Source organism: Synechococcus sp. CBW1006 (assembly GCF_015840525.1).
Classification (GTDB): Bacteria; Cyanobacteriota; Cyanobacteriia; order PCC-6307; family Cyanobiaceae; genus CBW1002.
Map to the genome: position 1 here is coordinate 3,122,099 of NZ_CP060396.1, position 11,517 is coordinate 3,133,615.

At 65.8% G+C, this 11,517-nt stretch carries 12 protein-coding genes; 10 read left to right on the top strand and 2 right to left on the bottom strand.

All coding sequences use genetic code 11. The annotated features are described in order from the left end of the window. Positions 1-5 precede the first annotated feature (5 nt). Positions 6-383 carry an NAD(P)H dehydrogenase assembly family protein gene (locus H8F26_RS20270; RefSeq protein WP_197155380.1) on the top strand — a complete coding sequence of 126 codons (378 nt, stop codon included), beginning with the start codon at positions 6-8 and terminating at the stop codon, positions 381-383. 55 nt (positions 384-438) lie between these two features. Here H8F26_RS20270 and H8F26_RS15255 read toward each other — a convergent pair whose 3' ends face one another. Together H8F26_RS15255 and H8F26_RS15260 are read right to left on the bottom strand one after the other, a co-directional pair. Next, positions 439-1,740, bottom strand: coding sequence for a pitrilysin family protein (locus tag H8F26_RS15255; RefSeq protein ID WP_197155382.1), 1,302 nt, complete (start codon positions 1,738-1,740; stop codon positions 439-441). Next, positions 1,740-3,035 carry a M16 family metallopeptidase gene (locus tag H8F26_RS15260; protein WP_370594634.1) on the bottom strand — a complete coding sequence of 432 codons (1,296 nt, stop codon included), beginning with the start codon at positions 3,033-3,035 and terminating at the stop codon, positions 1,740-1,742. The genes H8F26_RS15255 and H8F26_RS15260 overlap by 1 nt, the downstream gene beginning before the upstream one ends. A 70-nt stretch (positions 3,036-3,105) precedes the next feature. On the opposite strand from H8F26_RS15260, the gene H8F26_RS15265 reads away from it, so the two are divergent. The 9 genes from H8F26_RS15265 to H8F26_RS15305 all read left to right on the top strand — a co-directional run bounded on the left by H8F26_RS15265 (position 3,106) and on the right by H8F26_RS15305 (position 11,484). Continuing rightward, entirely contained in the window at positions 3,106-3,846 is a 741-nt protein-coding gene (locus H8F26_RS15265; RefSeq protein WP_197155386.1) for a phycocyanobilin:ferredoxin oxidoreductase, read from the top strand. Next, entirely contained in the window at positions 3,843-4,763 is a 921-nt protein-coding gene (locus H8F26_RS15270) for an HlyD family efflux transporter periplasmic adaptor subunit (RefSeq protein ID WP_231605258.1), read from the top strand. The genes H8F26_RS15265 and H8F26_RS15270 overlap by 4 nt, the downstream gene beginning before the upstream one ends. Before the next feature lie 10 nt (positions 4,764-4,773). After that, positions 4,774-5,961 (top strand): ABC transporter permease DevC, encoded by a 1,188-nt coding sequence (gene devC / locus H8F26_RS15275; RefSeq protein ID WP_197159260.1) that lies wholly within the window; start codon positions 4,774-4,776, stop codon positions 5,959-5,961. 77 nt (positions 5,962-6,038) lie between these two features. Continuing rightward, positions 6,039-6,791 (top strand): DevA family ABC transporter ATP-binding protein, encoded by a 753-nt coding sequence (locus H8F26_RS15280; RefSeq protein WP_197155390.1) that lies wholly within the window; start codon positions 6,039-6,041, stop codon positions 6,789-6,791. A gap of 114 nt (positions 6,792-6,905) precedes the next feature. Continuing rightward, a complete protein-coding gene (locus H8F26_RS15285; RefSeq protein ID WP_011293689.1) occupies positions 6,906-7,061 on the top strand; it encodes a hypothetical protein in 156 nt (51 codons plus the stop codon). A gap of 198 nt (positions 7,062-7,259) precedes the next feature. Beyond that, complete coding sequence (locus tag H8F26_RS15290; RefSeq protein WP_197155392.1) at positions 7,260-8,183, top strand: glycosyltransferase family 2 protein; 924 nt, start codon at positions 7,260-7,262, stop codon at positions 8,181-8,183. Between the two features lie 179 nt (positions 8,184-8,362). Continuing rightward, on the top strand, positions 8,363-9,079 hold the full coding sequence (gene rpsB, locus H8F26_RS15295) for a 30S ribosomal protein S2 (RefSeq protein ID WP_197155394.1): 717 nt from the start codon (positions 8,363-8,365) through the stop codon (positions 9,077-9,079). Positions 9,080-9,326: 247 nt separating this feature from the next. After that, positions 9,327-9,989, top strand: coding sequence for a translation elongation factor Ts (tsf, locus tag H8F26_RS15300; protein WP_197155396.1), 663 nt, complete (start codon positions 9,327-9,329; stop codon positions 9,987-9,989). A gap of 25 nt (positions 9,990-10,014) precedes the next feature. After that, entirely contained in the window at positions 10,015-11,484 is a 1,470-nt protein-coding gene (locus H8F26_RS15305) for a hypothetical protein (protein WP_197155398.1), read from the top strand. The last annotated feature ends 33 nt before the right edge of the window (positions 11,485-11,517 follow it).

An 11,517-nucleotide genomic window follows, 5' to 3' on the forward strand; every position in this document is an offset into this window, starting at 1 on the left:
GGCCCATGCCACCCAGACAGCCCGAACAGGCACCTCCGCCAGGCCAAGGCGTTCCGATCGAGGCCGCAGCCTCGGGTGAGGCGGCATCAGGTGATGCCGTGAAGGACGTTGGTGGACATGACCATCCGGGACAGGAAGACGCGGCAACCGCGATTCCCCAGGAACCCGAGACGGTTGCTCTCCAGATTGGAGCGAGGGTCGAGGTATGCCGGCCCTTGCGCTATCTGAAGACTTCTGACCCGATGCCGATGTTGCGCCCCCCCGATCTGGTCGATCCGGGCGAGGTCGGCACGGTCACAGCCATCCGGATGATGGGTCAGGTCTCGGTGCGATTCCGTCGCGGCAGCTTCCTGATCAACAGCGATGATCTGAAGCTCTGCTGAGCATCTGAGTAACCTCGCTGACCAGCTCAGACCGAGTCAGGGCAAGGCGACACCGTCAGGTCGATAACGGGTGGGCTGTCCAGACGGCTGCGGCTCCTTCCAACGCCGCGGTCGGTCCACAGAGGCTGAGGTGGGGGCGGCGCAGGCAACGCTGTGCCGCTGCCTGAAGGGCTGCACCATCGAACTGGCCGGCTCGCTCCAGGGCCTGGTCCACGTAATCCGTGGGAAGTCCATGGCCCAACACCAGGGCCAGACGGTCGGCGATCTGGCCGCAGGTCTGCCGGCCCATGGCGTCCTGACCACGGAACTTGGCCAGGGCCAGCTCCAGTTCCTCAGCGTCCAGCGGGTGCTCCAGCAGTCGCTGCCATTCGTCCAGCAGCGAGCGGCAGGCATCGGCGGCGCGATCGGCCGACGTGGAGAGGTGGAACACGAACGGGGCGGCGCCGCGGCGGGCGGGCAGGTGGACACCCACGTCGTAGGCCAGCCCCTGCTCTTCGCGCATCACGACGAACAGGCGGCTGGACATCCCCATGCCCAGATGGCTGTGCAGCAGCCGCAGGGCCAGACCATCCTGTTCGCCCAGGGGCACGGTGGCTGCACCGAGCATCAGCACCATCTGTTCGGTGTCCTGGGAACAGAGGGCCAGGCGCTCCCCCGGCCACCCCAGGGGACCAGTCCCCTTCAACGGCGCCTGGCTGCTCCAGGGTGACGCCTCCAGGCTGCGCTGCAGAAGCGTGATCAACGACTGAGGCACATCACCGCAGAGCACCAGCACGGCGCCGTGCGCCCCGAGGGTCTGGCGCAGCGGATCCAGGGCCTCCAGCTCCAGGCCCTGCAGGTCCGCCTCGAGCCCCAGGGGGTCATGACCGTAGGGCCCGTTCCCATAAAGCTGCTGGCGTAGACGGTCGTGGCAGAGCTGGAACGGATCCTCCTTCTGGCGCTGCAGGGCCTGCAGATTGAGCTGCCGCTCCAGCTCAAACTGATCGGCTCGCAGCCAGGGGCTCTGCACCATGGTCAGCAGCAGCGGCAGGAGCAGATCGGCATCCTCCCTGGCGCATTTGAGGCTCAGCAGCAGGTTGTCTTCGGAGGCCTCGCAGCGGAGCGCGGCGCCGCATCCCTCCACCAGATCGGCGAGGGCCTCCGGACCCAGGTCGCCGCAGCCGCGGGTCATCAGGCCAGCCAGAATCTGGTGGGCACCGCAGGCTCCCGCTGGATCGAGGCTGCTGCCTCCCCGGATCCAGAGCCGTGCCGACAGGATCGCCGGCCCGGGGCGATGGACCACCGCCAGGGGCAGGCCGCCCGGCAGCAGCATGGTCTCCGGCGTGGTGCGGAACAAAGACAACGTCGCGAGGGGCATCAGGCGGGAACGGCCTCCAGCACGCAGGCCAGGGCTGGATCAAACAGGGGCAGCATGCTCTGCTGCAGGCGAGCGGGGCTCCAGGTCTCGAGCAGCTGCAGGGGTTGCTCGAGAGGAGCATGGCGGCCCCAGAGCCCATTGGCGCCGATCAGTCCGGCTACCCCACCAGCGGCTTCGAGCCCGAATCGATAGGCATGCGCCACCAGGCGCCGACTTCGCTGCCACTCGGCCTCCGGCAGGGCCGTCTCGCCGAGCTCCTGCCACACCTGGGCGATCACCCGGCGCACTTCCGGCAGATCCTCGGGCTCGCAAACCGCTTCCAGCAGCGCCAGGCTGCCGCACTCGAGCACGTGCAGGTCGAGATCGACGCTCTCAACGATCCGCAGATCTTCCCGCAACCGATCCACCAGCCGGCTGCGACGCCCCTCCGCCAGGGCGGTGGTGAGCAGGTCGGCGCCCATCACGGCCTCCTGCTCAACGGCCGCGGGCAGGGCCCAGGCCATCAGCAGGCGGGCAGCTTCCAGCCTGGGGATGGCGAGACGGTGGACTCCAGGGCGGAGACGCAGGGCCGGCGGCGAGGGTGGATCGCTGCTGGCGTCGAGCTCGGCCAGGGCACTGCCGCTCAGCCGATCGAACCGCTGGTCCGCGGCCAGGGGACCCGTCTCCAGGCAGCCGCTGAGGGCCAGGATGCAACGGTCTGCCCCATAGAGCCGCCGCTGGAACTCGCCCATCACAGCGGGCGTGTGCTGCAGCAGGGCGTCGCGGCGGCCCAGGATCGGCAATCCATAGGGGTGATCCGGGCAGGCCAGAGCGAGCAGGCGCTGCATGGCGATCTCCTCGGGCTGGTCTTCGCTCTGGGCCAGTTCCTCCAGCACCACCTGGCGCTCCATGGCGAAGGCCTCCTCCTCCAGGCGAGGGCGCAGCACCAGATCCAGCAGCAGATCGAGGGCCTGATCGGCCGCGTCGGGTGGAATCAGCACGTGATAGTGCACGTCATCGAAGCCGGTGGCGGCATTGCTGCTGCCACCCAGGGCCTCGATGCGCCGGTCAAACTCACCGGCCTCGAGGTGGGCACTGCCCTTGAACACCATGTGCTCGAGAAAGTGGGCCACACCGCTCTCCTGCGGAGCCTCCCAGGCACTGCCGGCCCGGCACCAGAGGTTGAGGCAGATGAGCGGCGCGTCCGGCAGGGACAGGCTGACCACCGGAGCCCCGTTGGCGAGATGGTCGAGCTGAGGGGGCGCCAGCTCCGGCAGCAGCAGCGGCGACGCCCCCTGGGGCACGGCAACGGGCACGGTGGCAGACGCATGGCAGGATCTGCATTCTGCTGCTGCCACCGGCGGCACGCGCCCGTCCCTGCCGCCCATGCCCAGCACTGAGGCCCAGCGCGCCGAGGGTGTCCATCCCCTGGTGGATGCTCTGGCCGAGAGAATCCGCCAGCAATGGGCGCTCCTGCCGGAGCTGGCACCGCTGGCGGTGGACCCAGCCCTGGAGGCCATCACCGGCAGCCTCGATGGCGAGCACCTGTTCATCCGCAACGAACTGCGTCAGTGCCGTGGGCTGCGCAAGCTGCACCTGGAAACGGCACGGTTAGGGGCCGGCCTTCAGATTCTCCACTGCGTCTTCTTTCCGGATCCTCGCTACGACCTGCCCGTCTTCGGCGCCGACATCGTGGCGGGGCGCGGCGGAGTGTCGGCCGCCATCGTGGATCTCTCTCCGGTGCGTGGGGATCTCCCTGAAGGAATCGATGCAGCCCTGGAGGGGCGAGAACGCCACACCTATGAAGGCGAACGGGAACTACCCCCGTGGGGCTCGATCTTTTCCCGGCACGTGCGCTTCGTGAGGCCGGCCAATCCCCAGGAAGAGGAGTGGTTCATCGAGGAGGTGGCCTGTTTCCTGCAGATCCTGGGCGAGGCGATCAGGGGCACGGAACCGCAATCCAGCCAACATCCGAATACGATCAAGCGCTGGGCTGGTCAGCTCCACTATTGCAAGCAGCAGAAACAAAACGACAAGACCAGGCGGGTCCTGGAGAAAGCCTTCAACCCCGAATGGGCCGACCGCTACATCGAGGAGCTGCTGTTCGACGACCCGGCGCCGCTTTGAGTCTCGGAGGGCTCCACTCCCGCCCCCTGGTCCTGGGTCTTGGCCTGCTGGTGCTGGTGCTCGGCGGAGTGATCCTGTTGCGACAACGGTCCACGCCTCCGGCCCGACCTGCTCCGGCCCCTGCGACTGCCACGACCCAGACGCTGGAGGCGGTCTCCGCCCTGGGCCGGCTTGAGCCGGACGGTGATGTGCGCAAGCTGGCCGAACCGATGAACGGCATGGGGGGGAGCCCACGCATCCAAACCCTGCTGGTCGAGGAAGGCGATTTGGTGCGGCGCCAACAGGTTCTGGCCACCTTCGACAGCCGACCTGGCCTGCTGGCTCAGAAGAATGTGCTCATCACCCGGATCAACAGTCTCCAGAATCAACTGGTGCTGCTGGAGCGGGAAACCAGCCGCTACCGCCGCCTCGCCAACGCCGGAGCCACCGCCACTGGTGATCTGGAGGTGAGGGAGATCAAGCTGCTCGAACTGAAAGGCAATCTCGACGAGGCCCGATCGGAGCTGCGCCGGGTCGAAACCGACCTGGTGGATAGTGAACTCAGGGCCCCGATCGATGGCACCGTGCTGCACATCTGGACCCGGGCGGGCGAGCGTCCGGGGGCGAACGGCATTCTCGAGCTTGGTGGTGGCACTGGCATGGAAGCCATTGCCGAGGTCTACGAGAGCGATATCGACCGGATCAGGCTGGGGCAGAAGGTGCGGATCACCAGCGAAAACGGCGGGTTCAGTGGCAGCCTGGCCGGCCGCGTGATCCGGATCAGCCCGCAGGTGCGCCAGCGGGATGTGCTCTCCACCGACCCCACCGGCGATGCCGATGCCCGGGTGGTGGAGGTTCGTCTGGCGATTGATCCAGCCGATATGGAACGGGTGCGTCGCCTCGCCGGCCTCAAGATCGTCACCCGCTTCGAGAGCTGAGGTGAATCGGATGCAACCCCTGGCGGCACTGGCTTCGCTGTGGTCGTCCAGGCGCATTCCGATGTCCTGGCTGCTGCTCACCCGTCAGCCGGCCCGGTTGGCCGTGGCCCTGGCGGGCATCTGCTTCGCCGGCATCCTGATGTTCATGCAGTTCGGCTTCCGCGACGGACTGTTCGATGCCAGTGTCACGATCCACAAGCTCTTCGATACCGACCTGGTGCTGCTGAGCCCCCGCTCCAGCAGTTCGGTGAGCATGGCGGGCTTCCCTCGGCGCCGGTTGGTTCAGACCCTGGCCGATCCGGATGTGGCCGGGATCACCCCGGTGCACTGGAGTCTGCTGCTCTGGCGCAATCCCCAGACCCGGGCCACCCGCTCCCTGCTCACCCTGGGCTTCGAGCCCGACGACCCCCTGTTCACCGATCCCAGCCTGGCTGCCAAGAGCCAGGTGCTGACCCAGCGGGGTCGGGTGCTGTTCGATGAGCTGTCCCGGCCGGAATTCGGCCCTGTGGCCGAATGGTTCCGCCAGGGCCGGCTGGTCGAGAGTGAAATCTCCGGCAAACGGGTGCGGGTGGCGGGGCTGGTGGCCCTGGGAACCTCGTTCGGCGCCGATGGCAATCTGCTGACCAGCAGCGAGACCTATCTCAGCCTTCTGCCCGAAACGCCACCCGGCAGCATCGAAGTCGGTCTGATCCGCCTGCGACCGGGAGCCGACCCCGCAGCTGTGCAGCGTCGCCTGGAGGCGGCCCTGCCGCAGGACGTGCGCGTCTACACCAAGCAGGGCTTCATCAACTTCGAGATGAACTACTGGCGCGACAGCACCTCGATCGGCTTCATCTTCACCCTCGGTGCGGCAATGGGCTTCATCGTGGGCTGTGTGATCGTTTACCAGATCCTTTATTCCGACGTCAGTGATCACCTGCCCGAATACGCCACCTTGATGGCCATGGGTTACCGCCTCTCCACCCTGCTGGGCGTGGTGGCGCGTGAAGGCTTCTTTCTGGCGATCCTCGGCTACCTGCCGGCCTACGCCGCCGGCGAAGGCCTCTACGTGCTGGTGCGCAACGCCACCAACCTGCCGGTGGGCATGGACACGCCTCGGGCGGTGCTGGTCTTCGGCCTGATCCTGGTGATGTGCATGGGCTCAGCGGCCCTGGCCATGCGCCGGTTGGCCGATGCCGATCCAGCTGAAATCTTCTGATGCTCTTCTCTGAATCTCTGTTCTGAATCTCTCTTCAGGACCTCCTTTCAGACCGCTTCCGTTCCCCTTCCCCGGCCATGTCCGTCGACCCTCTTGCCACCGCGAATGCGCCCCAGCAGGGCGGCCCCAGCGTGGCGCTGCGGGGCCTGAGCCACTGGTACGGAAGCGGCGCCATGGAACGGCAGGTGCTGCAGGGGATCGATCTGGAGATTCATCCCGGCGAGGTGGTCTTGCTCACAGGACCATCCGGCTGCGGCAAGACCACCCTGCTCACCCTGGTGGGGGCCTTGCGCCAGGTGCAGGAGGGATCGGTGCGGGTGCTCGGCCAGGAGCTGCTCGACTCCAACAGGCGCCAGCGTCAGCGGCTTCGCCGTCAGATCGGCATGATCTTCCAGGGGCACAACCTGCTGGGCTTCCTCAGCGCTGAGCAGAACGTGCAGATGGGCTCCGACCTGCTCCCCGGTCTCGGCTATCGCGCCCGCCGCGACCAGGCCCGTGAATGGCTGCGGGCCGTGGGCCTGGGCGATCACCTCGGCAAGCTGCCCCACGATCTGTCCGGTGGCCAGAAGCAGCGCGTGGCGATCGCGCGTGCCCTGGCTTCCCATCCGCGCCTGCTGCTGGCCGACGAGCCCACCGCCGCCCTTGACAGCCGCAGTGGGCGTGAAGTGGTGGAGCTGCTGCGGGGGCTGGCCCGGGAGCAGGGCTGCGCGGTGCTGATGGTGACCCATGATCCCCGCATCCTCGATGTGGCGGATCGTCTGGTGCGGATGGAGGATGGCTGCCTGCAGGAGCAGGCAGATCCACGGCCGCTGGTGAATGCCACGGCCTGAGCCAGGTCTGGAGCGGGGTGTTGGGCTGGGCGGTGTTTCGGGAATCCCCAGCCGGACGGTGTCTGACGATTGGCTAGGGTTGAAGTTCAGTCATTTCCACTTACCGCAGGCCGTATGTCCAAGCGCAGGAATCTCAAGAAGGAAAAACAGGAACGCAATCGCGCTTACGCGCGCAAGTTCAAGAAGCGCAAGCTGCGCAACGATGGCCGCGGTGAAGGGGCCGGCAATGGCGTGACCGGCACGGCCAACAACGGCGGCGCTGCTGATTGAGTCCAGCTGCTTGCTGGGCCCGGAGAGTCAAGGATCCTGCGGGATCCTTTTTTTTCGCCCGACTGTTTGCCCGGCTGACTGTTTGCCCGGCGCCCGCCCGCCCGCTCGCTTCCTTCTCACTGGCGCGCCTCTTGTTCAGCGCCTCGCTGCTGCCTCTGGTTCTGCAGAGCCGAGCCACGTCCCTCCTCCTGTGCGGCCATGTTTCTGAGCGTCGTCATCCCCACCTACAACCGCCTGCCGATCCTGCGGAAGTGCCTGCTGGCACTGGAGGCTCAGCAGCTGGCAGCGCCGGTTGAGGATTTCGAGGTGGTGCTGGTCGACGACGGCTCCACCGACGACACCGTCACCTGGCTTGAGCAGCAGGCCGATCTGCTTCCCCATGTGCGCCTGATCCGCCAGGAACACGGAGGCCCGGCCGAAGGGCGCAACCGCGGTGTCGATCATGCCCACGGCGATGTGATCGTGTTCATCGACAGCGATCTGGTGGTGCTGCCCGACTTCCTCTGCTGCCATGCCCGCGCCCTGCAGCGCAGCTGGCAGAGCCGCGGCGACAAGCTCTGCTTCACCTATGGCGCCGTGATCAACACCGCCAACTTCGAGGCACCCACCAGCGAACCGCACAAGCTCAACGACCACTCCTGGGCCTACTTCGCCACCGGCAACGTGGCGATCGATCGGGAGCTGCTGGAGCGCGCCGGCCTGTTCGACACCAGCTTTCGCCTCTACGGCTGGGAGGATCTGGAGCTGGGGGAACGACTGCGCAGGCTTGGTGTGGTGCTGGTCCGTTGTCCTGAAGCCGCCGGCTATCACTGGCATCCGCCCCTCAGCCTTGAGCAGATCCCTGATCTGATCCGGGTCGAACGCGAGCGGGCCAAGATGGGGCTGGTGTTCTTCCGCAAGCACCCCACCCGGCGGGTGCGCTTCATCATCCAGTACACCTGGCTGCATCGCGCCCTCTGGGAGCTGCTCACGCTGGGTGGTCTGCTCAATGAACGCAGCCTCAGACCTCTGCTGGCCTGGCTGATTCGCCATGGCAAGGCAGGGCTGGCGATGGAGCTGCTGCGGCTGCCGCTCAACCGCATCGGCGTTCGGGCGCTGTATGGGGAAGCGCGCCAGGCCTGAGGGGCTGTGGAGCCAGCAACACCATTTGATACGGTGTCTGGGTCCTATTCACCGCACACCTGTCCGTTTCGGGTGATCGGGCATGACGTTGCCAATCCCTCCTTGCAGGGTAGTTGGCGTCTTTCAGTCGTGCCAACGGATCCCAGGCAGGTGGAGGCCAACCCGAAACTTCCCGATTCATGGCTGTTGTCACCCTTTCCGAAATGATGGAGGCGGGTGCCCACTTTGGGCACCAGACCCGCCGCTGGAATCCCAAAATGTCGCGCTACATCTATTGCGCGCGCAACGGGGTCCATATCATCGATCTCGTGCAGACTGCCGTCTGCATGAACAATGCCTACAAGTGGGTGCGTAATGCCGCCCGCAGCGGCAAGCGTTTCCTGTTCGTGGGCACCAAGAAGCAGGCCTCCGAGGTGATCGCCATTGAGGCCACCCGCTGCGGCGCGTCCTATGTGAACCAGCGTTGGCTGGGCGGCATGCTCACCAACTGGACCACGATGCGGGCCCGCATCGACCGCCTCAAGGACCTGGAGCGCATGGAGAGCTCCGGTGCCATCGCCATGCGCCCCAAGAAAGAAGGCGCTGTCCTGCGACGTGAACTGGAGCGTCTGCAGAAGTATCTGGGTGGCCTGAAGAACATGCGCCGCCTGCCGGACGTGGTTGTTCTGGTGGACCAGCGCCGTGAGACCAACGCGGTGCTCGAGGCCCGCAAGCTGGACATCCCCCTGGTGTCGATGCTCGACACCAATTGCGATCCGGACCTCTGCGACGTGCCGATTCCCTGCAACGACGACGCCGTGCGTTCGGTGCAGCTGGTGCTCGGCCGCCTCGCCGATGCCATCAATGAAGGCCGTCACGGTGCGCAGGACCAGCGCGGTGCCGACGACGAGAGCTGAGTCGTCTCGAACAAACCCGGTTACACCATCGTCGTCTGAACTGTCCGCCCTGGTGGTGGACGCGATCCAGAGGGGGAGAGTCTGGCGGCCTCTCCTCCATTCCTCATTTCCTCTTTCGAGAGACTCGGGCGCTACGCCACGCCAGTTCGCCGGTCCACCGCATTGGCGCTGGCTGGTCACACGGGTCTGCCGCGACGCCCAGGCGGCTTCAGACACTGGGCACCTTTCCTTCCTTTCCACCCCACCCATGGCTGAGATTTCAGCGAAGCTTGTCAAGGAACTGCGCGACAAGACCGGCGCAGGGATGATGGACTGCAAGAAGGCCCTGGCCGAATCCGCCGGGGACATGACCAAGGCCAGCGAGTGGCTGCGCCAGAAGGGCATTGCCAGCGCCGAAAAGAAAGCTGGCCGCACGGCCGCTGAGGGCGCCATCGGCAGCTACATCCACACGGGTGCCCGTGTTGGCGTACTCGTGGAGGTGAACTGCGAGACCGACTTCGTCGCTCGAGGCGAAGTGTTCCAGGAACTGCTGCGCAACGTCGCCATGCAGATCGCCGCCTGCCCGGGTGTGGAATATGTCGCCGTCGACGACATTCCTGCCGAGATCGCCGAGCGCGAGAAGGCGATCGAGATGGGCCGCGATGACCTGGCGGGCAAGAAAGAGCAGATGAAGGTGAAGATCGTCGAAGGCCGCATCGGTAAGCGTCTTAAGGAGATGGCCCTGCTGGAGCAGGCCTTCATCAAGGACAACACCCTGACCGTGGCGGAACTGGTCAAGCAGGTGGCCGGCAAAGTGGGCGAAAACATCCAGGTGCGTCGCTTCACCCGCTACACCCTCGGCGAAGGAATTGAAGTCGAGCAGTCTGACTTTGCCGCCGAAGTGGCCGCCATGTCCGGCAAGGCAGCCTGAGCCGCTGATCACTCCCGACTCACCGATGTCCCTGCTCGAAGCCAGACGAACCCGTCTGGCCCTGATCGACCAGGTGAAACGTGGCAATGCCAAGCGATACAGAGCCCTGGCCCTGTATCTCCAGGTGCTGCGCGAAGGCCTGCTGAACCGGATTCAGCAGGCCTGTTTTCATCTGGCCACGCAGGTTTTTCCCCAACGCTATGCCGCTCTGCGGCCGCCCCAGCGTCTGGAACTGCATCGCCGTCTTGAGGCGCTGGTGGAACGGTGCAGCACCCTGCTCACGGTCGAGCAGCTCGCGGTTCTGGCTCACCAACAGGCCCAGCAGAAGATTGCTCGCAGTCAGCGCCAGCAGCGCCGGTTTCTGCAGTCGCTGCGTGACTCCGTCGAGGAGACGGTGCAACCTCCTGAGCGAGAGCAGCTTGAACCACTGCCTCAGGGGTCGATCCGTCTGGGACTCGATCTGCCCCTGTCCACTGATCTGTTGGCCGGCCAGGAATTGTTCACCTCCGGGTTGCCATCACCGCTGGCAGCTTCGGAAGCAGCGGCCCGTGGAGCCGTTTCCATCGATCAGCCCAGCGACGCCGAGGGGCCTGCTGATCCAGACAGCGATGTGTTTGACCTCGAGGGGCTTGATGACGGCCTCGACGACGGACTGGATGACGGCCTCGCAGAGGAGGATCTGGAGATCCCTGGGGTGGAGTCCCCCGGATCATCCGATCCAGAGTCCGAGGGCTCCCATTCGGCCTTGATGGCGGCCTTCGGGCAGTTGCTGGAGGCTTCCCTGCGTGATGGTCCCGCCGGCCTGAGTGACCAGACTCGATCCGGTCGTGTTGATCAACAGGATCAAGCTCAGTCGAATCAGTTTCGCTCGGGTCTTCCTGAATCAGCTCTGCCTGAGATTGATCAGCCTGAGACTGCCCAGGATGAGCCAGGTCAGCTTGCGCCGGACTCCACCACACAAGAGTCTCTCTGGACTCAGGGATCGTTGCCTGCGGATCCTGTGGGGCTGACGCTGTGGTTCGAGGGCATGGAGGCGGCGCTGACACGCCGGCTGCGCAATCTCTCCCATGCGATCAATGTGGAGTTGCTGCGCCTGGGGCTGATCCGCAGCCTGCTGCCTGTGAACCTGCTTGATGCGGTGCTGCAGGGCCAGGTGGATACCCTGCCAGCGGGACCCAACCTGGTACGACTGGCTCTGTCCTTCCCCGATCCAAGTGGGCAGGGCAGTCTCGAGTCGATCGCGCTGTTGTTGCGTTCGGCTGATCTCGAACTGGAGCTGCCCAGCCTGCGAACCTGCCGGCGAAGGCTGGAGCAGATGCTGCAGGAGGATCGCAGAATGGCTGAGCAGTTTCGCCGTCTGGAGCGGCGGATCCAGGTGCTGGAAGCCGAGGTTCTGTGGCTGGAGGACAACAACAGGCTGAATCCAACTCAGGAGCCATCCCCACAGGAGATCTCCCAGCGGGAAGGCTCCCCGCAGGAGCCACCGGCGAGCTGAACGCGGAGCGGTGGCTCCGGGATCTGCAACAGG

What these genes read in the sequence shown, in the direction of transcription:
- H8F26_RS20270 (WP_197155380.1), top strand. Translation starts at nt 6, where the DNA reads ATGCCACCCAGACAGCCCGAACAGGCACCTCCGCCAGGCCAAGGCGTT.
- H8F26_RS15255 (WP_197155382.1), bottom strand. Translation starts at nt 1,740, where the DNA reads ATGCCCCTCGCGACGTTGTCTTTGTTCCGCACCACGCCGGAGACCATG.
- H8F26_RS15265 (WP_197155386.1), top strand. Translation starts at nt 3,106, where the DNA reads ATGCCCAGCACTGAGGCCCAGCGCGCCGAGGGTGTCCATCCCCTGGTG.
- devC (WP_197159260.1), top strand. Translation starts at nt 4,774, where the DNA reads ATGCAACCCCTGGCGGCACTGGCTTCGCTGTGGTCGTCCAGGCGCATT.
- H8F26_RS15280 (WP_197155390.1), top strand. Translation starts at nt 6,039, where the DNA reads ATGTCCGTCGACCCTCTTGCCACCGCGAATGCGCCCCAGCAGGGCGGC.
- H8F26_RS15285 (WP_011293689.1), top strand. Translation starts at nt 6,906, where the DNA reads ATGTCCAAGCGCAGGAATCTCAAGAAGGAAAAACAGGAACGCAATCGC.
- H8F26_RS15290 (WP_197155392.1), top strand. Translation starts at nt 7,260, where the DNA reads ATGTTTCTGAGCGTCGTCATCCCCACCTACAACCGCCTGCCGATCCTG.
- rpsB (WP_197155394.1), top strand. Translation starts at nt 8,363, where the DNA reads ATGGCTGTTGTCACCCTTTCCGAAATGATGGAGGCGGGTGCCCACTTT.
- tsf (WP_197155396.1), top strand. Translation starts at nt 9,327, where the DNA reads ATGGCTGAGATTTCAGCGAAGCTTGTCAAGGAACTGCGCGACAAGACC.
- H8F26_RS15305 (WP_197155398.1), top strand. Translation starts at nt 10,015, where the DNA reads ATGTCCCTGCTCGAAGCCAGACGAACCCGTCTGGCCCTGATCGACCAG.